The 22,010-nt window shown below is 50.4% G+C and carries 25 protein-coding genes; 16 read left to right on the top strand and 9 right to left on the bottom strand.

Annotated elements, in window-relative coordinates:
• Positions 1-48: 48 nt before the first annotated feature.
• The 3 genes from C942_RS19890 to C942_RS19880 form a co-directional block, all read right to left on the bottom strand.
• Positions 49-1,485: a coniferyl aldehyde dehydrogenase gene (locus tag C942_RS19890; RefSeq protein WP_007469584.1), complete on the bottom strand. Its 1,437-nt coding sequence runs from the start codon at positions 1,483-1,485 to the stop codon at positions 49-51.
• Positions 1,486-1,570: 85 nt separating this feature from the next.
• Complete coding sequence (locus C942_RS19885) at positions 1,571-2,149, bottom strand: tRNA-uridine aminocarboxypropyltransferase (protein ID WP_007469582.1); 579 nt, start codon at positions 2,147-2,149, stop codon at positions 1,571-1,573.
• Positions 2,150-2,247: 98 nt separating this feature from the next.
• Complete coding sequence (locus tag C942_RS19880) at positions 2,248-3,276, bottom strand: COG3650 family protein (protein ID WP_007469580.1); 1,029 nt, start codon at positions 3,274-3,276, stop codon at positions 2,248-2,250.
• A 61-nt stretch (positions 3,277-3,337) separates the two neighbouring features.
• On the opposite strand from C942_RS19880, the gene C942_RS19875 reads away from it, so the two are divergent.
• Positions 3,338-3,796 (top strand): EVE domain-containing protein, encoded by a 459-nt coding sequence (locus tag C942_RS19875; protein WP_007469578.1) that lies wholly within the window; start codon positions 3,338-3,340, stop codon positions 3,794-3,796.
• Positions 3,797-3,897: 101 nt separating this feature from the next.
• Here the strand turns inward: C942_RS19875 and C942_RS19870 are convergent, their stop codons facing one another.
• Positions 3,898-4,698: a Cof-type HAD-IIB family hydrolase gene (locus C942_RS19870; protein WP_007469576.1), complete on the bottom strand. Its 801-nt coding sequence runs from the start codon at positions 4,696-4,698 to the stop codon at positions 3,898-3,900.
• Positions 4,699-4,798: 100 nt separating this feature from the next.
• Positions 4,799-5,800, bottom strand: coding sequence for an alpha/beta fold hydrolase (locus C942_RS19865; protein ID WP_007469574.1), 1,002 nt, complete (start codon positions 5,798-5,800; stop codon positions 4,799-4,801).
• 230 nt (positions 5,801-6,030) lie between these two features.
• Between C942_RS19865 and rhtB the strand changes: the two genes are divergently transcribed.
• Both rhtB and C942_RS19855 read left to right on the top strand, forming a co-directional pair.
• Positions 6,031-6,648 (top strand): homoserine/homoserine lactone efflux protein, encoded by a 618-nt coding sequence (rhtB, locus tag C942_RS19860; protein ID WP_007469572.1) that lies wholly within the window; start codon positions 6,031-6,033, stop codon positions 6,646-6,648.
• A gap of 94 nt (positions 6,649-6,742) precedes the next feature.
• Positions 6,743-7,990, top strand: a complete 1,248-nt coding sequence (locus tag C942_RS19855) for an EAL and HDOD domain-containing protein (RefSeq protein ID WP_007469570.1) — start codon at positions 6,743-6,745, stop codon at positions 7,988-7,990.
• Between the two features lie 67 nt (positions 7,991-8,057).
• Here C942_RS19855 and C942_RS19850 read toward each other — a convergent pair whose 3' ends face one another.
• Positions 8,058-8,894: a LysR family transcriptional regulator gene (locus C942_RS19850; protein WP_007469568.1), complete on the bottom strand. Its 837-nt coding sequence runs from the start codon at positions 8,892-8,894 to the stop codon at positions 8,058-8,060.
• A gap of 241 nt (positions 8,895-9,135) precedes the next feature.
• On the opposite strand from C942_RS19850, the gene C942_RS19845 reads away from it, so the two are divergent.
• Together C942_RS19845 and C942_RS19840 are read left to right on the top strand one after the other, a co-directional pair.
• Positions 9,136-9,858 carry an SDR family oxidoreductase gene (locus C942_RS19845; protein ID WP_007469566.1) on the top strand — a complete coding sequence of 241 codons (723 nt, stop codon included), beginning with the start codon at positions 9,136-9,138 and terminating at the stop codon, positions 9,856-9,858.
• A gap of 120 nt (positions 9,859-9,978) precedes the next feature.
• Complete coding sequence (locus tag C942_RS19840) at positions 9,979-10,983, top strand: acyltransferase (protein WP_007469564.1); 1,005 nt, start codon at positions 9,979-9,981, stop codon at positions 10,981-10,983.
• A gap of 32 nt (positions 10,984-11,015) precedes the next feature.
• On the opposite strand, the gene C942_RS19835 is transcribed toward C942_RS19840, so the two are convergent.
• Positions 11,016-11,348 carry a DUF2500 domain-containing protein gene (locus tag C942_RS19835; RefSeq protein WP_007469562.1) on the bottom strand — a complete coding sequence of 111 codons (333 nt, stop codon included), beginning with the start codon at positions 11,346-11,348 and terminating at the stop codon, positions 11,016-11,018.
• 251 nt (positions 11,349-11,599) lie between these two features.
• Between C942_RS19835 and C942_RS19830 the strand changes: the two genes are divergently transcribed.
• From C942_RS19830 to C942_RS19810, 5 genes are all read left to right on the top strand, one after another.
• Positions 11,600-11,965 carry a hypothetical protein gene (locus C942_RS19830; protein ID WP_007469560.1) on the top strand — a complete coding sequence of 122 codons (366 nt, stop codon included), beginning with the start codon at positions 11,600-11,602 and terminating at the stop codon, positions 11,963-11,965.
• A gap of 1,018 nt (positions 11,966-12,983) precedes the next feature.
• A complete protein-coding gene (locus tag C942_RS19825; RefSeq protein ID WP_007469558.1) occupies positions 12,984-13,607 on the top strand; it encodes a lysoplasmalogenase in 624 nt (207 codons plus the stop codon).
• 85 nt (positions 13,608-13,692) lie between these two features.
• Positions 13,693-14,010, top strand: a complete 318-nt coding sequence (locus C942_RS19820; protein ID WP_007469556.1) for a putative signal transducing protein — start codon at positions 13,693-13,695, stop codon at positions 14,008-14,010.
• Between the two features lie 86 nt (positions 14,011-14,096).
• Complete coding sequence (locus C942_RS19815) at positions 14,097-14,336, top strand: YecH family metal-binding protein (RefSeq protein WP_036801287.1); 240 nt, start codon at positions 14,097-14,099, stop codon at positions 14,334-14,336.
• A gap of 154 nt (positions 14,337-14,490) precedes the next feature.
• Positions 14,491-15,078: a YhgN family NAAT transporter gene (locus tag C942_RS19810; protein WP_007469552.1), complete on the top strand. Its 588-nt coding sequence runs from the start codon at positions 14,491-14,493 to the stop codon at positions 15,076-15,078.
• 69 nt (positions 15,079-15,147) lie between these two features.
• Here the strand turns inward: C942_RS19810 and C942_RS19805 are convergent, their stop codons facing one another.
• Entirely contained in the window at positions 15,148-15,414 is a 267-nt protein-coding gene (locus C942_RS19805) for a DUF1145 domain-containing protein (RefSeq protein WP_007469550.1), read from the bottom strand.
• Complete coding sequence (gene rsmD / locus C942_RS19800; RefSeq protein ID WP_036801253.1) at positions 15,411-16,016, bottom strand: 16S rRNA (guanine(966)-N(2))-methyltransferase RsmD; 606 nt, start codon at positions 16,014-16,016, stop codon at positions 15,411-15,413. The genes C942_RS19805 and rsmD overlap by 4 nt, the downstream gene beginning before the upstream one ends.
• 84 nt (positions 16,017-16,100) lie before the next feature.
• Here rsmD and ftsY point away from each other — a divergent pair, with 84 nt between their 5' ends.
• From ftsY to glpG, 6 genes are all read left to right on the top strand, one after another.
• Positions 16,101-17,468, top strand: a complete 1,368-nt coding sequence (gene ftsY, locus C942_RS19795) for a signal recognition particle-docking protein FtsY (protein WP_007469546.1) — start codon at positions 16,101-16,103, stop codon at positions 17,466-17,468.
• Positions 17,469-17,471: 3 nt separating this feature from the next.
• The gene (gene ftsE, locus C942_RS19790) at positions 17,472-18,140 is read left to right on the top strand and encodes a cell division ATP-binding protein FtsE (RefSeq protein ID WP_007469544.1); all 669 of its coding nucleotides are present in this window, start codon (positions 17,472-17,474) and stop codon (positions 18,138-18,140) included.
• Positions 18,130-19,056 (top strand): permease-like cell division protein FtsX, encoded by a 927-nt coding sequence (gene ftsX, locus C942_RS19785; RefSeq protein WP_007469542.1) that lies wholly within the window; start codon positions 18,130-18,132, stop codon positions 19,054-19,056. Before ftsE ends, ftsX begins: the two co-directional genes overlap by 11 nt.
• 133 nt (positions 19,057-19,189) lie before the next feature.
• Positions 19,190-20,050, top strand: a complete 861-nt coding sequence (rpoH, locus tag C942_RS19780; protein WP_007469540.1) for an RNA polymerase sigma factor RpoH — start codon at positions 19,190-19,192, stop codon at positions 20,048-20,050.
• A 521-nt stretch (positions 20,051-20,571) separates the two neighbouring features.
• Positions 20,572-20,901: a thiosulfate sulfurtransferase GlpE gene (glpE, locus tag C942_RS19775; RefSeq protein WP_007469536.1), complete on the top strand. Its 330-nt coding sequence runs from the start codon at positions 20,572-20,574 to the stop codon at positions 20,899-20,901.
• Between the two features lie 21 nt (positions 20,902-20,922).
• Positions 20,923-21,765 carry a rhomboid family intramembrane serine protease GlpG gene (gene glpG, locus C942_RS19770; RefSeq protein WP_007469534.1) on the top strand — a complete coding sequence of 281 codons (843 nt, stop codon included), beginning with the start codon at positions 20,923-20,925 and terminating at the stop codon, positions 21,763-21,765.
• Positions 21,766-22,010: the final 245 nt, after the last annotated feature.

Below are 22,010 nucleotides of genomic sequence, written 5' to 3'. Positions count from 1 at the left end.
TGCCTGTCCGGTAAGGTTTTGTGGCCCCGGCTACCGGGGCCGACTGAATCAACGCAGGAACATCGCCAGCATCAGTTTTTGGATCCAGTTGCCGTATGGCGGGGTAACGAGCTTCCCGGTGCTGAACTTACCGCGGCGGAGCACAGTTTTTGCCTTCGAGAAGGTTTCAAACCCTTCCCGGCCATGGTAGTGACCCATGCCGGAATGACCGATACCGCCGAAGGGGGCATCATCAGCGGCAACATGGAACAGGGATTCATTGATACACATCCCGCCGGCATGGGTTGTTTCGGTGACTTTCTTTTGCAGGGCCGGATCCAGGCTCATCAGGTAGAGAGCCAGCGGACGAGGGCGTTGGCGAATATAGTCCAGGGCCTGGTCGAGCTGTTTATACGGGACGATCGGAAGTAGTGGCCCGAAGATTTCTTCCTGCATCAGCGTCATATCGGTACTGGTATTTAGAACCAGGTGGGTGATCATCCGGTGCTGGCGGTCATTGCGGGCTTGCTTGTGACAGGGAATGACTTTGGCACCTTTGTTTTCTGCATCGCCGAGCCAGTCAAGCAGCCGCTGGTACTGCCGCTTATTGACGACAGAAGTAAAGTCGGAGCTGGCCACGCCGTCCGGGTACATTGCACCGAACTGTTTCTGGTATTCCGCCACAAAATCATCGACTTTCTTTTCGGGAACCAGCACATAATCCGGAGCGACACAGATCTGCCCGGCATTCATGCTCTTGCCGTAAATCATTCGTTCAACTGCCAGTTCGAGTGGTATATCCGGGGCGATTAGGGTCGGGGTTTTGCCGCCGAGCTCCAGGGTTACCGGCGTCAGGTTGTCGGCGGCAGCATGCATGACATGGCGGCCGACGGTAGTGGAGCCGGTAAACAACAGGTGGTCAAACGGTAGTTTCGTGAAGGCTGCGGCGGTATCGGCTTCACCTTCGAATACCGCGACCTCATCATGGCTGAAGGTCTCGGCCACCAGTTGGCGCAGCACCTGGTTGGTGTTCGGGGTGAATTCACTGAGCTTAATCATTGCCCGGTTACCGGCAGCAATCGCTGAGATCAGCGGTCCGATGCTCAGCATGACCGGGAAGTTCCACGGCACCACAATACCGATCACCCCTAACGGCTGGTAAATGACGTCGACTTTCGCTGGTGCCAGCAGGATTCCGGCATGGCGGCGCGACGGTTTCATCCACTTTTTCAGGTGCTTGAGGTTGTAGTTAATATTCATGACACAGGGCAGGACATCGGCCATCAGGCTGTCATGATGGCTGCGCTGGCCGTAATCCTGGCTGAGAGCCTCACATAGCGGCTCTTTCATTGCCAGCAGATTGCGCTTCAGGGTGTTGAGCTTGTCACGCCGCTGTTGCAGTGAAGGCATAGGCTCAGCTATAAAGCTGTCCCGTTGCTCCTGCAGGGTTTTCTCCATAATGGCACTGTCGAGGCTTTCCGGGGTGAAGTTCTCTGCTGCGGTCATGGCCTTTCTCCTTCGCTGCCAGTGTTCCCGAGGCGGTTTCCTTTTCAACCGACCAGTCAGTCGGTTTTAAGTATAGTCGATAAAATCAGCGTCGGGCGTGGCCGCTCTTATCTGCATGGAAGGTGTCGATGAAAGCATCGAAATAGTGCTGAAGTGCCGCTGCTTGTGGTTGATGCCCGGTCAGCTCAAGCAGGGTTATCCCCGCTTCACAGGTGCACAGGTTGCCTTCCTGCTGGTTGCGCCTGAGCTGGTAGCCGGATTCTTTCGTTGGGGTCAGGCTCAGGCGTGGCAACTGAGCCAGCCATGGACTTTTGCGGACCATTTTCCGCGCTTCCTGCCAGGTGGCATCGAGCAGGATAAAGAGATCCTGTTTACTGTCGGTGGCCTGATAGGGTATCGCCGGGTATTGCTCGTCACTCGGAAATAACAGCCACGGAGAATAGCGCTCACTTTTGAGTTGTGCCAGCAACTCGGCTGGTGGGTTAACCCTATCCCAGGTATAGCGCTGGCAGTCTGGCAGGGTGCGCAGCATCAGCTCGCCGGTGTTGGTGTCTTTACTGAGTTCTTTCGGGTGAGTCAGCAGGACAAAGCGGGCTTCGCAGCTCAGTTGCGGTTCTTCGGCACAGATGCAGTTGTGCTTAAAGCCACAGCGGGGACAGGACATAGTGGATTCTCGTGATTGAACAGATTGCTGCCGGGGAGTGTGACATATCCCCGGCAACAAGAGCAATGCAGTGGCTTATCCCTGTCGGGGATTTGGAATTATTGCTTCTTCAGGCTCAGACCATCGTTGCCCAGGCTGTAGGTCTGGCCGCTGACGGTTTCTTCGCGGGTCGTGAGGCGATCGCCGTCGAGGGTAAACAGTCGTTGGCTGATTAGCCTTCGGCCTTGGTGTTTGGTCATTACTACCTGGACTGTGTTATCGCTGGCCTGTTGCCAGAAGCCGGTTTCATGAGTGCTTGGATCGCCGGACGGGTAATCATAGCGGGTAGTGGCTGAGTGATCCGGGTTGAGGGTGACTGTGGTCGTCAGTGCCGGATTGCCGCCAATGTATGAGGTTCCCTGATAACGGCCGACCCAGTGCCGGGTGATATCGACTGAGCCCAAAGTGGCACAGCCGCGATAGGAATTGCCTTCCCAGCTCAGTTCGGCATGCCAGCCAAACAGGGAATCGCTCATGGTGTCATTGCATTGCTGTTTAGTCAGGTCGAGTTGGAAAGCATCGCCCTGATAATGCTGCAGACCGGACTGGATTCGCTTTTTACTGATGATCTGTTGCTGGCGCTGGTTATCCGGGCGAAGCAGGCTGGCTTGGTTGCCGCTGATTTCGACTACCCAGCCAGGCTCATGGCCAAAGGCGCGGGTTTGATGGGGCGTTTGAGCACAGCCCTGAGTCATTTCGGCTGAGATCAGGTTGATTTGCTTGACCTGAAAGCGGGCGTCATAGTCGGCGGCAAAGCCGTCAGCAGGAGCCGGTTCCAGGTAGCCGATAAACTCACCGTACATTGGCTCGTAGCCCGGGCGGGTGATGTCTGCCAGTGCCTGGCGTTCTGTCGGCGGAATAGTGAGCCAGTACTGTTTGGTGCTGCCGCAGGGCTGGATGCTGTAGGATTCATGGCCGAGCACGACACTGCCACGCAGCATAAAGGCCTGAACCTTGTTGCCACTGGCGTCAGCCTGCTGGCTGTCAGCCGGTGTGATATCGACCGGTTCAGAAGTAGACGGGCCGGAGCAGCCGGTCAGTAAGGTCATCAGGGCGATGGCCGGTAGTGCCTGTCGCAGGTGTGTCATTCGGATCTCCCGGTATGTTAGGCTGAGAAGCGGTAAAGTCATGACGATAACGAGAACAATTATGGCCTATTGGTTATTTAAAACAGAGCCGGATACATTTTCGATAGACACCCTTAAGCAGCAAAAAGTTTCCTGTTGGGAAGGGGTACGTAACTATCAGGCCCGAAATATGATGCGGGATGAGATAAAGGTCGGAGATCAGGTGTTTATCTACCATTCATCCTGTAAGGATGTCGGTGTCGTGGGGATCGCGACAGTGGTTCGGGAAGCGTACCCGGATCATTTTCAGTTTGATCCTGAAGGGCCGTATTATGACCCGAAATCAGACCCGGACAATCCGCGCTGGGTGATGGTGGATATTGAATACCAGCGTCACCTGCGGTTGGTTTCCCTTAAGCGGCTCAAGGCCAACCCGGCTTTGGATGAGATGCCGTTGGTTAAGCGTGGCAACCGTCTCAGCATCATGCCGGTAACCGAATCCCAGTGGAATGAAATTCTGCAGATGACCGGTCAGTTCTGATCTGGTGACGTTTATAGGTTAACTGAGCTTAATCTGGGAACAGAGTTAATGAGCACAGGCGAGGCCTGTGCTCAGTCTGTTTTTATCTGGCTCTTGAGCTGTTACTTCAGCAGGTTGTCAGCTAAGTAGTGCGCGACCGCCTCGTCGTGGCAGGCACCGATCACGCGGTTTTCAGGCAGGGCCAATTTTACTTTGTCATGAGCAGTGCCCATGATCAGGCCCTTACCGGCCATGCTCAGCATTTCCACATCATTCATTCCGTCACCGAAAGCAATGCAGTCCTGCAGGCTGTAGCCTTTTTCTTTGGCCACAGCTTCCAGGGCATGGCCTTTAGAGACTTTGGCATCCATCACTTCCAGGCACCACGGGGTTGAGAAAGCAATATTGGCTTTATCGCCGAAGTCAGCATTGAAGCGGTCTTCCCATTCAACCAGTTTGTCGTGGCTGCGGTCATCACGGGTGAAGAAAATCTTGGCAACGCCGTCCAGCGGCGGGTTGTCGACGTCGAACAGCTGATATGTAAATTCTTCGTGGAAATCGCTCAGCGTTGGATCTTCTTTATTAAGCAGCCAGTCATCGTTGCGGTAGATGTGGATTTTCAGTTCAGGATCTGCCTTTGCCATTTCAATAATGCCGCGGATCACTTCCGGCTGAACGTCCTGCTGGTAAATCACATCGCCATTGCTGTTGTGAACCCGGGCACCGTTAGAGGTGATCATGTAAGCCGGGATCCCAAGATGCTCGCGCATACCGGCAACGTCGATATGATGGCGGCCGGTGGCAAAGATGAAATCTTTTCCGGAGTGGTGAAGCTGGTTCAGCACTTGCTTGGTGAAAGGAGCAATCTTGTGGTCGGGGGTCAGTAGGGTACCATCCAGGTCGGAAGCAACAATCTTGTACATGGAAAATCTCGGCATAAGGAACGGAGCCCTTTTCCCTGATGGGAAAAGGGGAAACTGAGCTCAATTTTAAACCAGTTTATGCCGGAGAAAAGAGGTTAATTTAGCTTTCCGGCTTTTCCGCTTTATGAAAGTGGTTGATTGTAGCGGCCAATACCGGATGGCGGTATTTATCAACTTCGAATAACAGCTCGTGTCGGGCGCCTTCAATGACGGTTAGCTGACAATTGCGGTTGGCCTGCTGCATCGCATCACAGAACTGAAGATGTGCCTGATTATCAATGATGCGGTCGGCACTGCCTTGCAGCAGTAGAACCGGGGCGGTGATTTTGGGTGCTAGATCAATACTGCGTTTGGCGGCGGCGATCCCTTGCCATACCCAGCGGGCACTCGGACCGCCGATTTTTAGTTCCGGTTTTTCTTCATACAGCTCGCGGAACCACTGGTAACGGATTTCGCATTGGCTCAGCGGGTTGTCGTGGAACGGCTTCGGGTAATAAGGCACTTGTCCCGGCGCATAGTCCGGCTGGCGCTGGAGTTGTTCAACCACGCGGGCCAGCGGAGAAGCAATCGGCTTCATCCAGTTGTTGATATTGATGCCGTGCATCGGGGCGCTGAGAACCGCACTGTCGATCAGCGATGGGTATTCGGCCAGGAACAGGCTGGCGATGGTACCGCCCATGGAGTGTCCCAGCATAAAGTGTTGTTGATAGCCTTTTGGCGCGATCACGGTATCGAAAAAGGTCTTCAGGTCGCTGATGTAGTGGTCGAACTCTTCAACATGGCCAAGTTCGCTATCTTCAGCCATCCGATCAGAAACGCCTTGACCGCGATGGTCGATAGCGAACACATCGTAGCCCTGGCGAACCAGATCATAGAACAGCTCCTGGTATTTCCAGTAACTTTCAATCCTGCCGTTAACTACGATGATAGCTTTGTCATGATTGAAGCCAGTCAGGCTGACCCAGCCGACATTGACATGGTCGACCCCTTCGAACATTCCTTCCATGCGGTGTTGCCATAAATCCGCAACAGGACCAGCCATGGTGTCGCTGTACTGGGATTCCTGGGTAAAGTTGAAATAGTGCGGTGGTTGGAATGTCATGGCGTATCTCGGAGTTCTCGAACTGTGATAGATGATTGTGTGCGGTCGGCCGCATAAGCCAATGGCAAAATCTACGTATCAGTATAACTTAAAGTGATCCCTTTCCATATGAGAGCGTTGCTTTAGTGACTGAACTACTGTTAACTTGTAGCCGTTTTGTGTCGCTATGAAGTATGTCAAATACTTTATTCGCACAGTAAATCAGGTTTTCACGGTTTCGGAGAGTAGTTGTGGGTATCGAAGTTTGGCTGGCCTATCTGGCAACGGCAATTGTGTTTAGTCTGGCACCGGGTTCCGGCACGGTGAATTCTATCAGTAATGGCATGATGTACGGCTGGCGTAAATCATTGGCTTCGATTCTGGGACTACAAGTTGGAATGGGTTTCCACATTGTTTTGGTGGGCGTTGGTCTGGGTACTATTGTCGCTAAATCTGCTCTGGCGTTTACCGTGATTAAGTGGGTTGGGGTGGTATACCTGGTATGGCTGGGTATTCAGAAATGGCGCGAGAAAGCTGCGTTGGATCTGGCTTCGATGTCTTCCAGCGTAACGGCCAGTCAGCTGTTTCGCCGGGCTGTGGTTGTTAATCTGACCAACCCTAAGACTATTGTGTTCCTGGTTGCACTGTTCCCGCAGTTTATCAATCCGGCTGAACCTCAGGGTATGCAGCTGGCTGTACTTGGAATTACGACAATTGCAGTCGATGCTACCGTGATGTTGTGTTACGTCACATTAGCATCAAGATTGAGTGGGTATATTCGTTCAGCAAAGATTATGTCAGGTCTTAACCGCTTATTCGGTTCGATGTTTATCGGCTGCGGTGCATTGCTGGCATCTGCTCGGGCCTGATATATGCGGAAAAGGTATGTGGCGGCTGGTATAATCTGGCCTTAATTTCGTATTTTTTCGTTATTTCAATCTATTAAGGATTTACCCGGGCACCATGTACTCTTATGTCGCGCGTCAGCCAATTTTTAACCGCCAACAGCGTACGGTCGGCTATGAGCTGTTGTTTCGTGACGGGGAAAGTAATGCGTTTCCGGTGATTGAAGCCAATAAGGCGACTTGTCGCCTGTTGGTGGAAAATTATATGGCTGTCGGCGATAACCTGGCGACAGCCGGTCAGCGAACCTTTATCAACTTCCCGCAAGAGAGCCTGATCCGCCTTTTACCTATGCTGCTGCCTAAGCGCAAGGTGATCATTGAAGTACTTGAAACCTGTACCCCGGATGAAGAGCTGTTTCTGGCGATTAAGCACCTTTATCGTCAAGGCTATGTGATCGCCCTGGACGATTTTGAGATGGCGCCGCAATGGCAGCGTTTCCTGCCTTATATTCACATTATTAAACTGGATCTGATGAAGACGGGGGTTGAGCAGGCCTGTCAGTTTGTCAGGCAGAACCGCACCCGTAAAATTAAATTTCTGGCTGAAAAAGTCGAAACTTATGAAGATTACGCGGCAGCATTAAAGGCCGGCTTCCATTTTTTCCAGGGATACTATTTCAGTAAGCCTGAGCTGTTGAAAAACCGCCAGGTGGAACCGGAAAAGCTGACCACGGTTCGCCTGTTGCAGGAGATCTGTCGCGAGGAAGTGAACTTCACCCGCGTTGAGCAGATCATTGCCAGTGATGTGTCGTTGTCGTATCTGTTGCTGCGTTATGTGAATACCGCCGCGCAGCGGGTGGTTGAGCCGATCAGTTCCTTTAAACAGGCGCTGGTCTACCTTGGTGAAGAGAAAATCAAGATTTTCGTCAGCGCCGTAGCGACGGCCCATGCTGCGATCGACAAACCGAAAGAGTTGTATTCACTGTCGCTGCAACGGGCACGGATGTGCGAGATGTTGGCTTCCAGCAGCCGCTTACCTTTTATGAAAGACAAGGCGTTCCTGACCGGCCTGTTTTCTCTGTTGGATGCATTGTTGGATAATTCACTGGAGCAACTGCTGGAGCTGTTGCCGCTGGAGCCGGAAGTACAGGCGGCATTGCTGAAGCGACAAGGTGAGCTGGGGCAGTTTCTGGCATTGCTGGATGCCTATGAGCAGGCCGACTGGGCGAAAGTGAGTGAATATTGTCAGGTTCTGAAGCTGAATGAGGAACTGGTGGCCAAGAGCTTCCATCATGCCCTGAGCTGGTCATCTGAGTATCTGAGTGCTTCAGAGCCACCGGATGAGTCTGTACCCAAAGAACAGTAATATCTAGTATTAAACAGAAGCGGTGACAGCATAGGTGGTCACCGCTTTTTTGTTGTCTATAGAAAAATTATGGCTGGTACTGGCTCAGCACTTTAATGGTGGCGGTCAGGGCGGGGTTTAGGGTCTTGTTTGATGGGTAGCAGAGTCCCAGGCGGCGGAACATTCGAGGCCCATCGAGTGGTACAGTAACCAGCTGATTGGTGGTTTCCAGTACTCCGGTCGGCAGGAAAGAGATTCCCAACCCAGCCTGCACCAGGTGCATGACTTGAGTTTTGTGTTCGGCTTTGGCAACCAGGTTCACCGCCAGTCCGTCACAGGCCAGCAGGCCGATAGTTTGCTGGTGGGCTTCACAGGGTGGACACTCAATAAAATCATGCTGATGAAGCTGCTCCGGCAGTACTTTATCCAGCGCGGCAAGCGGATGGTCCGGCTGCATGCACAGCACATAGTCCTCATCCCACAGCGGCAGGAAAATTTCGTCTTCGGCCTTGAAGATATCCAGCGTTAGCCGGGCATCGGCGGGTGCGTCATGGTCAACCAGTTCCAGCAATAAGTTAGGGATATGCTGTGTCAGCTCGGCCAGTACCCGGGCTATCTGTGACTGGCTCAAATCCGGGAAATTTGCCAGTTTCAGCGGCAGGCATTCGGTACGCTGCTGGAACAGCTCCGGCAGGCGGTTGATATCGCCCAGCAATCTGATCGCCAGCGGGTAGAGGTAATGGGCCTCATCTGTCAGATCGACCCCTTTTTTGTGCCTGACGAACAGACGGGTGTTGAGCTCCTCTTCCAACTGCTTGATGGCGTTGGAAATAGATGGTTGCGAGACAAAGCAGCGTTCTGCTGCCAGGGTAATGTTTTTTTCTTCATAGACCGCAACGAAAAAGCGCAGCAGGCGTAAATCCATAGGGTGACTCGTGAGTTATCAGACCATCGCAATGGCCACAGGATAGCGGCTAATCAGGCAGAAACCAAAACAGGCTAGGTTGATGTAAGTGGTCTGCTGGTCTTTTTATCCATAGCTAAAACTTATGATAAGCAGAAAAAATCGGTATTTTTCGCCGCCCGGCAAGCCCGATATAGTAGCGCCATCAATTTGGTGCCGGCCGTTGATACTGTTTTCTCTGTCTATTACAAAGGGTTTTACTATGTCTAAGTCTCTGATTGTTATTACTGGTGCAAGTTCGGGTATCGGTGAAGCGACGGCACGCAAGTTGTCAGCGGAAGGTCATCCGCTGTTGTTGTTGGCGCGTCGTGTGGAACGCCTTGAAGCTCTTGATTTGCCAAACACACTTTGCCGTAAAGTGGATGTGACTGATGCCAAGGCTTTCGCTGCTGCGGTTGAAGAGGCTGAAGCGCAGTTCGGTCCGGTTGACTGTCTGATCAACAATGCCGGCATGATGCTTTTGGGACTGGCACATGAGCAGGATCCGGCAGAATGGAAAACTATGTTCGATGTGAACGTGATGGGCCTGCTAAACGGCATTCACGTCGTACTGGCTGCGATGAAAGCCCGTCAGCACGGTACGGTGATTAACATCAGCTCGATTGCCGGCCGTAAGACCTTCCCGAACCATGCGGCATACTGTGGTACTAAGTTTGCAGTTCACGCTATTACGGAAAACATCCGTGAAGAAGTGGCGGATGACAATGTTCGCTTCATTACTATCGCACCGGGTGCGGTGGAAACTGAGCTACTAAGCCATACGACCAGCGATGATATCAAAGCCGGTTACGAAGAGTGGAAAGATGGTATGGGCGGTGTGATTGCCCCAACGGATATTGCCAATGCTATCAGCTTTGCTTACCAGCAGCCGCAGAACCTGTGTATCCGTGAGATTGTTCTGGCAGCAACACGCCAGCAGCCGTAATGACATCAATGTCATTCTTCTGTTAGTTATTCTTAAAAGCCAGAGTAAGTTCAGCAACTTACTCCGGCTGACTGCTATATTAGAGCAATAGGAATTGTATAGTAGTGTGGAGGCTGGCAGGTGAGGCAGAAAATTGTCTATTTCGACTTGATGCGTTGTGTCGCAGCCGTTGCGGTGGTGGTGATCCATGTGTTGGGGCCTTATCGTGAACAGCTGGGGATTATTGCTGATAGCAGCTGGTTCACCGCCATCAGCTTTAACAGCTTCAGCCGCTGGGCCGTGCCGGTTTTTATTATGATCACCGGTGCCCTGATGCTCTCGGATACCCGGGAATTTAACTTTGGCTATTATGTCCGGCGGCGGCTGGGTAAGGTGCTGGTTCCTTTTCTGGTATGGTCTGTCTTTTATGCTGCGCTGTCAGGTTTGTCGGCTTCCGGTTATACCTTTGCGATGGCATGGGAAACCCTTAAGGCGATGCCTTTCCATGAAACCTATTACCATCTGGGTTTTTTCTACTACTTCATCCCCCTTTATTTTGTTGTGCCGTTCCTGAACTATTACGTCCGAAAAACGGATCGGGGGGGGGTGATCGGCCTGACTTGTGTCTGGCTGGTGCTAACCACCTTGTTTCTGTTTAAGATTGACGGTTTCTGGAGCCACGAGCTGATTTTGTATAGCGGGTACTTACTTCTCGGCTATGGCTTGTTTTGTTATCAGTGGCCGCCATTAAAATCGCTGCTGGTGCTGGGAATAGCCGGCTTATTGCTGACTGACTATATGGTTGTCAGCAACAGCTTCAGTGCCGGGGCATATACAGTCGGGCGCTGGCTGTCTTATAAAACGCTGAATACTGCACTGATTGCGGCAATGGTGTTTGCCGTGTGCCGTTATCTCGGAGAGCGCCTCAGTCCGTTCTGGCTGGAACGGATGGCGTTTATGAGTCGCTATAGCCTGGGGATTTATCTGCTTCACCCCATCTTCCTGTGGCCAATCCGCGAATATGACCTCTATTTTGCCCACCCGTTGATAATGATCCCGTTCTGGACATTGATCTGTACCGCATTGGCGTTACTGGCCAGCTGGATACTGGCCAAAAATACCAAAACTGCCTGGCTGGTCCCTTAACCGAGCCGGCGAAGTGCTTTTGTTAACAAGTGCTAACTGCGCTTAAGAGCAAAGTGGATGAAGCTTAAGCCCCGGTAGGTCAGGGTGCCGTGGTCGCCGGGATTTAAGGCATGGTAATAGTGGATGCCAATCCTGAACTCACGTTTCGGGCCACCGGCACAGGGTTGGACGTAAAGCCAGTACTCTTCGTTATCTTCACCGGGCTGGCTGTTGCTTAAAGGGATACTTTGTTTATCGAGCACTTTTACATCGATTTGTTGCTCGGGGGCATTGTCGCCCAGGGTATGGCGGCGATAGGAGTAGAAAAAATACAAAACAGAAATGATAAGTAAGGTGATAAGTGCCAGCACAATCCCTATAGGCATGACGCGAACTCCCTGATGGTTTGAATACTGCCATTATTATGGAGTGGTCGTTAAGGGAATATAGCGGAGAGGAAAAAGCGTGAACCTGGCTGGAGTTTATTGGTTGCGATCATGGCAATGATGATATTGGGAAGAGATTGTGCTTTTGGTACAAATCTGCAGGAATGTAATGTAAATCAATGTTATCGGGCTGGGCATGCCTCGAAAGTCACGGTAAGGTAGAAACAAGAGAGCAGAAAGGAGGTCTGTTTATGGCCAATATTGAACTCGTCGTGACTCGTACAAGGCGCATAGAGCACTTACTTCGCGAACGCTACCATGCGGAAGGTAAAGGGTTACACCAGCTGATCACTAGCTGTGAAGAGCGTCTGCCCCACGAAATTATCCCCAAGCTGCGATTTATCGCGACTGTACGTAACAAGACAGTCCATGAAGAAGGGTACAAACTGGATGATAAAGCCGGGTTCCTGGCGGCATGTCGGGACTGTGAAGAGGAGCTAACACCACGAAGCGGCCGTTTTGTCTGGACGGTGGCAGCATTGGTTGTGCTTGGATTCACTGCTCTGGCGGTATGGTTCTATTCAGAACACTGGCATCGTATTAACCTGACTCCCTGATTTTCCCCCTCATTTGATCGCCCCTTGAGGGATGATTTCCGGTTCTTTCTACATTGTGCGTGAAAACAAAAAAAGGTGCCTTCAGGCACCTTTTTTCATGAATTTATTTTTTGCTTAGTAGATTACAGGCAGCGTCATTAAACCGACAACCACTGCGATCATCATAAGCCCTTGTTTTTGAGATGAAGTAATCATAGGTAGGCTCCTTATTAGCTGCTAATCTTAACTTGGTTTAAAGAATAGCACTGTTTTTGGGGTTTAGGCAAGCCCTAATGTGATTCTGGTGGAAAAAGTAAAGTTTTGTTATCTAATAATGGCTGTTTTAGGGCTATTAAATTGTGTTTTTTGAGGTGTTTAAAATGTGATCTCTGTGATTGTGCTGTGCTCTTTCTTGTTTAAGTTATTGAATTTAAGGGTTTTGTTTCTGCGTTTTTCTGGTTTTTTTTGTTTTTCTTGAGATTGTTGGTTTTTGGGCGATCGGTGTCGGCTGACAGGCTCAACTTGGTGATTTGAAGGGTGTGTTACATACTGACAACAGTTAACTGTGACGCTGATCTCACTGATTGTAGATAATTATTCTTGAATGAGTTTTGTCGGGATAAGTGACTGCTGGCTGAGAGCGAAACTGCCGATGATGGGAGTCAAGGTCGAGATTGTGATGCTTAAATACGGTTTTTGCATTTAAGTTATTGATTTAAAATGGTGTTAACTATGGCGTAAAGACGTATTTTTGACGCTTTTCTGCTTAGTTGGTGACTGATTGATGGCAATAAAGTGTTATTCATTTATCTCAGGCGGTGAATGCCCGGCTTTATGTTGATTTCTACGAGCTATCAGACTCAGGTTGGTCGTTATTTATATTGTGTGCTGTGTATCGGAAAATTGTTTTTTTGTTTTCAGCCAGCTGATCCCTTATGTTTTTTTAATCGGTGTCTAGTTCTCGTCGTTCATAGCTAGACAATCACTGCGGGCTTTCTAAACTGTTCCTGCTTATAACAATAATGATATCGGTGAAGTTATGTGGGTATGGTTAGCCATCTCTTTTTCCGCTCTGTTACATATTACAGCCGCTTATAACGGACCTAAGTGGCAGTACTACCTGTTCAAACCGTTCACCATGGTATTGCTGATGGTGGTGGCCTGGCAGTCAGGGCTGGATGGTTTTTATCATCAGGCGATTTTTGTCGGCCTGATACTGTCGGTTGTCGGTGATATCTTACTGATGTTGCCCAAAGACCGCTTTGTTCAGGGGTTGGTAAGCTTTTTGCTGGCTCATATCGCCTATTCCTTGGCATTCTGGAGTCAGTTTGAAGGCAATATCATCTGGTGGCTGCCAGCCTTGTTGTTTGCCGGTGGGATCATTGTGTTTTTGCTTTTCCTGCCTTCCCTTGGTTCACTGATCTTGCCTGTTGCTCTGTATATTGCAGTGATAGTACAGATGGCTTGGGCGGCAGGTGAGTTCTGGCTGACTGTCGGCTCCACTGCCAGTGTGCTGGCTTTTGCCGGTGCATTAGTCTTTATGTTGTCAGACACCGTGCTGGCGATGAACCGCTTCCGCGGTCCCCTTACTTCAGCAACGGCAGTGGTGATGACCAGTTATTATCTGGCTCAGGCGTTGTTTGTGGCGTCACTGTTAGCTTAACGGCAAAGGGAAGTGAACTGGGCTGATTGCGGTCTTTGTCTTTAATTCATTGTCAGAGCGGCGGCTGTGCTGCAAGGAGTGCGAGATGAATGAACCATGGGTGAAGGTGTATAACGCTGCGAATAATCTTGAGGCGCACAGCCTTAAAGGCATGCTGGAGAATGAAAATATAGCGGTGCAGCTCAGTGGTGAAAGCCTGGGTTCCGCGGCCGGCGAACTGCCTGCTGATGTGGTACAGGTCGGGATTTGGGTTTGCGAAAACCAGGTTACGGCAGCCCGAGTGCTGATCGAGCGTTATGAAAATGCGGATTATCCTGACTGGCGTTGTCCGAACTGCGGAGAGCAGAACGAAGGGCAGTTTGAAATATGCTGGCAGTGCGGACATGATAAACATACATTTTAAATGCAATAATTTGTTCTGGGTCAATCTGGCCCGTCGCTAGTGTGGTTTAATCAGCTTATCCCTTTTTGATGACTGCGAGTGAAACCATGAACCAGATCCATGCCCATAACGTTCTTAATATGCTGTTGGCTGCTGAGGCGCCATATACCAAAGAGTCTTTAAAACAAGCGGTTATTGCTGAATATGGTGAAGATGTTCGTTTTCATACCTGTAGCCAGGAAGGCCTGACCTTTGATGCTTTGCTGACGTTCCTGCTGGATCGCCGCAAGGTTGTAGAGAATGGCGATACCATTGCAGCCAATAAAGAACGCATGTGTAACCACTGATTCTCATTCCCTGAGAGAATTTGCAGGCAAGGTGGTAAAAATATCGCCATCTTGCTGTTCTTTTGATATACTTTTCCCCTCTTTGTCAGCGTCCCTGCTGATACCGTAGTTTTTCTTAACTTTCTGTCTTTAATCTCTGTCTGAGGTCTGCTCTGTGGAAATCATTTCTGCGGCGGTCATGCTATTTTTGATCATGGATCCGCTGGGTAACTTACCGGTAATGTTGTCTATTTTGCGGCATATTGAGCCGAAAAGACGACGTATTATCATGGTGCGTGAGCTTTTGATTGCGTTGTTCATCTTATTGATGTTCTTGTTTGGCGGTCAGAAGATGCTGAATTTCCTCCATGTATCGGCGGAAACAGTCAGTATTTCAGGCGGTATTATTCTGTTTTTGATTGCGATTCGGATGATTTTCCCGCAGCCGGGTGGGGTGACCGGGCTGGCTGCCGGTGAAGAGCCATTTATCGTGCCGATGGCTATCCCGATGATTGCCGGACCGTCGGTACTGGCGTCGCTGTTGCTGCTGTCAAACCAGGAGCCGGGACGAACCTGGGACTGGGTGCTGGCGGTGCTGATGGCATGGGGCGCATCGTTTGTGATCCTGATGTTCTACGAAGTGTTCAATCGCCTGCTGGGTGAAAGAGGACTGAAGGCGGTCGAGCGCCTGATGGGCCTGTTGCTAATTATGATGTCGACTCAGATGTTCCTCGACGGAATCCGCAAGTTCTTTGGCTTTTAATTGTTGAAATAAAAAAGCGAGATCAGAATCTGATCTCGCTTCTCGCTTCTCGCTTCTCGCTTCTCGCTTCTACATCATATGCTTGCGTCGGATATCCAGCAGGGCAAAGATGCCAAAGATAAGAATTGACCACTTTTCCCAGCGGCTCATTTCGATTTTGTCACCGAAAGCACCGATGAAGATCAGCATCTGCAGGCCGTGCATCATCAGTAAAAATCCGGTCATGATATACAGTGCCATCGCGGCAACGCCCGGGAACGGGTAGAAAATATTAACCAGCAAAACCAGCCAGACGAATCCAATTGCCGCCTTGGCTAATAAAATCAGCGCTTTCATGCTTCCTCTCTTTCAAATAACCGGTAACAGACCTGACCGGCTGTTTTTTCCCTGTGTAAATGCCAGTGGGATGGGGTATCCAGCTCGCCCAGCTCTTTTTCTGCTTCAATATAAATGATGGCATGCGGTGCCAGCCAGCCATTCTCTTCCAGCAGGCTGAAAACATCCTGAAGCAGGTTTTTGCGGAACGGGGGATCAATAAAGACCACGTCGTGAGGTGTGCCAGGCTGGCTCAGGAACTTCAGGCTATCCGTATTATGGATGGTGGCGTTGTCCGCACCGATCGTTGCTCGGTTTTTTTCCAGCTGATCGGCGGCTTTTTTATCCAGCTCAATCATAGTGACGCTGTCTGCGCCGCGGGACAGGGCTTCGAAGCTCAGGCTACCGCTGCCAGTGAACAGATCCAGGCATTTGGCCTCATAAAGATCCTGAGCTAACCAGTTGAAAACTGTCTCTTTTACGCGATCAGTGGTAGGTCTGAGACCTTCAACATCATGGACCGGTAGTTTACGCCCGCGCCAGCGACCACTGATGATTCTTACGAATCCTTCTCGGCGGTTATTTGGCATATTTCGCCCTGATTGTTGTCTGCGTCTCGTCATAGATTTCTTCGACCGATTAGAAAATGATAGTATACACCTGTTTTTAGGCTGCAAATTGTACCAATCAAGCTCTAGGATTTGCCAATGGCAGAAAAAAAGAAACGCGGATTATTCTCGTGGCTGGGTTTTGGTTCTGAAGAACAAACCGAGCAAACTGAACAACTGAAAGACCAGCAAGAGGTCGAAACTGAAGCGGGTGCTGAACAACAGGCGCCGGCACAAGACGAAGTAGCGCAAGCTAAAGCTGAAGAAGAGGCTGCGGCTGCCAAGGCAAAAGCGGCAGAAGAAGCGGAAGCTGTGGCGGCGGCACAGGCTGCTGAAGAGGCCGAAGCACTGGCGGCGGCCAAGGCGGCAGAAGAAGCGGAAGCTTTGGCAGCGGCGCAAGCTGCAGAAGAGGCTGAAGCCCAGGCGGCGAAAGCAGCTGATGAAGCTAAGGTTGCCGAAGAAGCTAAAGCTGTAGAGGAAACCGAAGCTGAACCTGAACCTGAAGTTCAGGAACATGAGGTTCATGAACAGGAAAAGCCGAAGAGTGAGGGTTTCTTTAGCCGCTTGATGCGTGGCCTGAAGAAAACCAAGACCAACTTTGGTTCCGGCTTTATGGGCTTGTTCCGTGGCAAGAAGATCGATGACGAGCTGTTTGAAGAGTTGGAAGAGCAGTTGTTGATTGCCGATGTGGGCATGGACACTACGCTGAAAATTATTGAGAACCTGACTGAAAAAGCCGATCGCAAGGAGCTGAAGGACGGTGAAGCCCTGTATGCTCTGCTAAAAGATGAACTGGGCGATATGCTGGAAAAAGTCGAGCAGCCGCTGGTGATTGATACTACCCGTAAGCCGTTCGTGATCCTGATGGTCGGTGTGAACGGTGTGGGTAAGACAACTACCATTGGTAAGCTGGCTAAGCAATTCCAGAATGAAGGCAAGTCAGTGATGCTGGCGGCGGGTGATACCTTCCGTGCCGCTGCTGTTGAACAGCTGCAGGTATGGGGTGAGCGTAATAACGTGCCAGTGGTTGCCCAGCATACTGGTGCTGACAGTGCTTCGGTTATTTTCGATGCCATTGAGTCGGCGAAAGCCAAAAATATCGACGTGGTGATTGCTGATACTGCAGGTCGTTTGCAGAACAAAGGCAACCTTATGGAAGAGCTGCGTAAGATTGTTCGCGTAATGAAGAAGGTCGATCCGCAGGCGCCGCATGAAATTATGCTGACTGTGGATGCCGGTACCGGCCAGAATGCGATCAGCCAGGCGAAACTGTTCAGTGAAGTTGCTCCGGTGACTGGTATCAACATTACCAAGCTGGATGGTACAGCAAAAGGCGGGGTAATTTTTGCCATTGCCGATCAGTTCAATATTCCAATCCGCTACATTGGTGTCGGTGAAGGTATTGAAGATTTGCGTCCGTTCGCCGCTGATGAGTTCATTGCAGCGTTATTTAGTGACGAGGAATAAATCGTGATTCGGTTTCAGCAGGTTAGTAAGGTTTACCGCGGTGGCCGTCAGGCCCTGCAAAAAGTGGATTTTCATCTGCGACAGGCAGAGATGGCGTTTTTGACCGGACATTCCGGCGCGGGCAAGAGTACCCTGCTGAAACTGATCTGTGCGATTGAACGGCCGAGTGATGGCCAGATTTTCTTTAACGGTCATGATATTACCCGTCTCGATAACAGTCAGATCCCGTTTTTGCGCCGCAATATCGGGATTATTTTCCAGGACCACAAGTTGCTGATGGATCGCAGTGTCTATGACAACGTAGCTTTGCCGCTGCGGGTGGAACTGGCATCGGAAAAAGACATCAAGCGCCGGGTTTCGGCAGCGCTGGACAAGGTTGGCCTGCTGGATAAAGCCCGCTGTCTGCCTGTTCAGCTTTCCGGTGGTGAGCAGCAGCGGGTCGGGATTGCCCGGGCGGTGGTGAACAAGCCGCGCCTGCTGGTTGCGGATGAGCCGACCGGTAACCTGGATGCCGAGTTATCGCAGCAAGTGATGCGACTGTTTGAAGAATTTAACCGGGTAGGGGTGAGTGTGCTGATGGCGACCCATGATACGTCGCTGCTGAGTACCCATGACTACCGGCGGTTGGACCTACATCAAGGACATTTGAGGGAGATAGCACGTGGCGCGTGAGCAAACCGGCTATTTTGCCGTGCATAAGCAACAATGCCTGGGGGCACTGAAAGAATTGATGCGGCGGCCGCTGGGCAATATATTGACCCTGGCGGTGCTCTCTTTTGCCTTGACTCTACCGGCCAGTTTTTATCTGCTGGCGAAAAATGTCGCCCTGGTTGCCCAGGCTTGGCAGAACCCGACCCAACTGACCCTCTATTTAGATCAGAATATTTCTCAACCGGTTGCTAACCAGTTCAGCGATCAGCTGCGTGGCTGGCCGGAAATTGAATCGGTGGAGTATATCTCACCGCAGCAAGGCCTGGCGGATTTTCGTGATCATGCCGGCTTTGATCAGGCTCTTAGCCTGCTGGATGAAAACCCGTTGCCATCGGTAGTGGTGGTGCGTCCGGCATCGGAGTGGCAAACCAGTGAGCGTGCCACAGAATTGGCTGCCAAAATTCGTACCGAGCCAACCGTAGACGAAGTTCGTCTTGATAGCGATTGGCTGCAGAGGTTGGCGGCAATTAAGGATTTGGCCGTAACCATGGCAACTTTGATGTCCGGCCTGATGTTGTTTGCGGTCTTTCTGATTGTCGGTAATACTCTGCGCTTGCAGGTACAGAATCATAAAAACGAAATTCAGGTGATGAAGCTGGTAGGAGCGACTGATAGTTTTATTCTGCGCCCGTACCTTTATACCGGTGCCTGGTATGGTTTTATCGGGGCAGCTGTTGCCTGGGTGTTGACCGCGATTGTGACTATACTGCTTGATAACGCGGTGGCAAAACTGGCTGCGTTATATGACAGCAGTTACCGTTTGGTCGGCCTGCGTTGGGACGAAACCCTGATTTTGTTTATGGTGGCAGCGTTTCTTGGCCTGCTGGCTGCACGCCTTTCGGCGGGTCGCCATTTGAAAGAAATTGAACCGATCTGACGTTTTTGACTCTATAAATGATGTAAATTACGCGACTTGCTTGCAAAGGTGCTCGAATTCTGGGCATCATTACAGGTTAAAGTGATTTCTCATTGGTTCAAAATAGATACAAACAACACACGAGGTTGATTGAATGGCACAAGAGATGACATCAATGGCTTTAGTTTCTGCAGACAGCCTGGACGGTTATATCCAGAGCGTCAACAGCTACCCGATGCTGTCGGCGGAGCAGGAACGCGAGTTAGCTGAGCGTCTTCACTATGATGGTGATATTAACGCGGCGAAGGCGCTGGTTATGTCTCATCTGCGTTTCGTGGTACATGTTGCCCGAGGCTATTCAGGTTATGGCCTGCCGATGGCGGATCTGGTTCAGGAAGGCAATATTGGCCTGATGAAAGCGGTTAAACGCTTCAATCCTGAAGTGGGTGTACGTTTGGTGTCGTTTGCTGTCCACTGGATCAAAGCTGAGATCCACGAGTATGTTTTGCGTAACTGGCGGATCGTTAAAGTTGCGACCACCAAGGCGCAACGTAAGTTGTTCTTCAACTTGCGTAAGGCGAAGAAACGTCTGGGCTGGTTCAATAATGAAGAAGTCGAGATGGTTGCCGAACAGTTGGGTGTGGATGCCAGCGAAGTGAGAGAGATGGAATCGCGCTTAGCCGCTCAGGATTCTACTTTTGAGATGCCGTCTGACGATGATGATCGTGATGGTGCTCCGTCGGCCCCGGTTTATTACTTGGAAGATAAGTCTTCGGATGTTGCGCTGAGCTTTGAAGAAAACAACTGGGAAAGCTATGCCAATAACCGTTTGTCATTGGCATTGGCAAGTTTGGATGAGCGTAGCCAGCATATTGTCCGTTCCCGCTGGTTAGATGATGAGAAAACCACACTGCAAGAGTTGGCGGATCATTATGGCGTTTCGGCGGAAAGGATCCGCCAGCTTGAAAAAAATGCCATGAAAAAGCTGAAAGAAGCTGTGGGTGATGTGATCTAAGGATCCTCGATTTTTTATCCACACGATTGAATTAAAGAAAGCCGGCCTAGAGCCGGCTTTTTTGTTCCTGATTTCTGGGAGATAAATCACATATGTGAGTAGCTTTGTGGATCAAATGAAAGGTTATCCACAGCTTTTGATCGGATCCAATCTATATGTAGTGGATCCAAATCTAGCAAAACACATTATCAACGCTATTCACAGTTTTTTCCACAGCTGGTGGCAAAATGATCAGTGAATAAGTTTGATGGAGTGGGGGTAACGAAAGAAACCTTGTCCTGCCTGATCTCAGTAAAGGAGGTTGCTGTTGTTGATAGCCTTACTATCTCTGTGAGGTTGTGAGTAACTTTGTGGGGTACAATGATGCGGTGGCAGTATCCCGGGCGATTTGCTCCGGTCGGGATCCTAGAACGGATGATCATCACATTTTTTCTGCCACGAAGATCACCCAATGACAATTACATACTATTTCGGCTATTGACTCAGTTAGCCAATGTTGAGAAAGAATAATGAGGCAGCCCATGGATCAGTTTGAGCACATTTCGGTAGAGCAGGCTTACCTGCTGTTGCAGCAGGAAGACCTGAAGGCGGTGTTGGTGGATATCCGTGATCCTCAGTCATATGCTCAGTCACATGCTGAGTCAGCCTTTCACCTGACTAATGATACAATTGTTCAGTTTATGGAGCTGGTGGATTTTGAGCAGCCGGTCGTTGTGATGTGTTATCACGGCATCAGCAGTCAGGGAGCTGCGCAATATCTTGTTAATCAGGGCTTTGATACTGTATATAGCCTTGATGGTGGTTTTGAGGCCTGGCGCCGACAGGCCTACCCTTGTATTTCACAGGCTTGAGCCCTGTTAGTGGAGAACTGAATGTATCGTTTAGCCGGTCTGAACAATCCTCGCCAGGCGCAGGCGTTCATTGATTATATGGCGTCGCGTGGGATAAATCTGACTATGGCCCCGGAGCCGGAGGGAATGTTTGCCATCTGGTTGAATGATGCACAGCATCTGATTGAGGTGCAGGCTGAGTTGAATATGTTCCTGGCTAATCCTGGCGACAGTAAATATCTGGCGGCATCATGGCAGGTGGCTGAAACCCGGACTGCGAAGATTCATTATCGTAGCCCAAATCTGCTGGCTATCATCAAAGCTAAAGCTGGGCCTTTTTGCCTGTCGGTGATGGTGGTCGCTATTGCGATTTATGCGTTGTGGCTGTTTGGCTTGCAGCAACCGGTGTTCAACTGGCTGCACTTTCCGTTTATGGATGGTGACCAATGGCAGATCTGGCGCTTCTTCTCTCACGCATTACTGCATTTTTCGACTGTGCATATCGTCTTCAATTGTCTGTGGTGGTGGTTGCTCGGCGGTCAGCTGGAGCGTCATAGCGGTAGTAGCAAGTTGATGCAGGTGTTTCTGATTTCCGCTTTGATCTCCGGCTTCGCTCAGTTCTGGTTGCATGGGCCAAATTTCGGCGGCCTGTCGGGCGTGGTTTATGCGCTGATGGGATATTTCTGGTGGATGGGCTGGTTGGCCCCGGAGCGGGGGCTGACTATTCCTAAATCTTATGTCGCCTTTATGCTGATTTGGCTGGTTTTAGGCTTTGCTCAGCCGCTGGGGGTCAATATGGCCAATATGGCTCACCTGTTTGGCCTGATTAGTGGCTGCGGGCTGGCATTGCTGGACGCCAAGGGGCGGCGCCAGAGCATTTCCTGATGACTACAGGCAAGATTTCTTGCCTGCTGTTTTCACTTTATTACCTACTGATTATGCTTGTTTTTTCCGGATATATGTCAAAGTTTTAGAGTAAAAGCACCATAGATGGAAATTAAATCTTCGTTTTTGATTCTTTTCACATTTTAAACTCACTATTCGCGCAATAATTTGCATACCTTGAGCGCAACCGATTATTTTCGCTCGCCCTACATTTGCGATTACGCAAAAACCATCGCTAAAACAAC

It is taken from the genome of Photobacterium marinum (assembly GCF_000331515.1).
GTDB classification, from domain to species: Bacteria; Pseudomonadota; Gammaproteobacteria; order Enterobacterales; family Vibrionaceae; genus Photobacterium; species Photobacterium marinum.
This window is presented reverse-complemented; position numbering and strand designations above follow the sequence as displayed.

Bases quoted from the DNA above. Each gene is read 5' to 3' on its own strand.
- C942_RS19890 (WP_007469584.1), bottom strand. From the start codon at position 1,485: ATGACCGCAGCAGAGAACTTCACCCCGGAAAGCCTCGACAGTGCCATT.
- C942_RS19885 (WP_007469582.1), bottom strand. From the start codon at position 2,149: ATGTCCTGTCCCCGCTGTGGCTTTAAGCACAACTGCATCTGTGCCGAA.
- C942_RS19880 (WP_007469580.1), bottom strand. From the start codon at position 3,276: ATGACACACCTGCGACAGGCACTACCGGCCATCGCCCTGATGACCTTA.
- C942_RS19875 (WP_007469578.1), top strand. From the start codon at position 3,338: ATGGCCTATTGGTTATTTAAAACAGAGCCGGATACATTTTCGATAGAC.
- C942_RS19870 (WP_007469576.1), bottom strand. From the start codon at position 4,698: ATGTACAAGATTGTTGCTTCCGACCTGGATGGTACCCTACTGACCCCC.
- C942_RS19865 (WP_007469574.1), bottom strand. From the start codon at position 5,800: ATGACATTCCAACCACCGCACTATTTCAACTTTACCCAGGAATCCCAG.
- C942_RS19855 (WP_007469570.1), top strand. From the start codon at position 6,743: ATGTACTCTTATGTCGCGCGTCAGCCAATTTTTAACCGCCAACAGCGT.
- C942_RS19850 (WP_007469568.1), bottom strand. From the start codon at position 8,894: ATGGATTTACGCCTGCTGCGCTTTTTCGTTGCGGTCTATGAAGAAAAA.
- C942_RS19845 (WP_007469566.1), top strand. From the start codon at position 9,136: ATGTCTAAGTCTCTGATTGTTATTACTGGTGCAAGTTCGGGTATCGGT.
- C942_RS19835 (WP_007469562.1), bottom strand. From the start codon at position 11,348: ATGCCTATAGGGATTGTGCTGGCACTTATCACCTTACTTATCATTTCT.
- C942_RS19830 (WP_007469560.1), top strand. From the start codon at position 11,600: ATGGCCAATATTGAACTCGTCGTGACTCGTACAAGGCGCATAGAGCAC.
- C942_RS19825 (WP_007469558.1), top strand. From the start codon at position 12,984: ATGTGGGTATGGTTAGCCATCTCTTTTTCCGCTCTGTTACATATTACA.
- C942_RS19820 (WP_007469556.1), top strand. From the start codon at position 13,693: ATGAATGAACCATGGGTGAAGGTGTATAACGCTGCGAATAATCTTGAG.
- C942_RS19815 (WP_036801287.1), top strand. From the start codon at position 14,097: ATGAACCAGATCCATGCCCATAACGTTCTTAATATGCTGTTGGCTGCT.
- C942_RS19805 (WP_007469550.1), bottom strand. From the start codon at position 15,414: ATGAAAGCGCTGATTTTATTAGCCAAGGCGGCAATTGGATTCGTCTGG.
- rsmD (WP_036801253.1), bottom strand. From the start codon at position 16,016: ATGACGAGACGCAGACAACAATCAGGGCGAAATATGCCAAATAACCGC.
- ftsY (WP_007469546.1), top strand. From the start codon at position 16,101: ATGGCAGAAAAAAAGAAACGCGGATTATTCTCGTGGCTGGGTTTTGGT.
- rpoH (WP_007469540.1), top strand. From the start codon at position 19,190: ATGGCACAAGAGATGACATCAATGGCTTTAGTTTCTGCAGACAGCCTG.
- glpE (WP_007469536.1), top strand. From the start codon at position 20,572: ATGGATCAGTTTGAGCACATTTCGGTAGAGCAGGCTTACCTGCTGTTG.
- glpG (WP_007469534.1), top strand. From the start codon at position 20,923: ATGTATCGTTTAGCCGGTCTGAACAATCCTCGCCAGGCGCAGGCGTTC.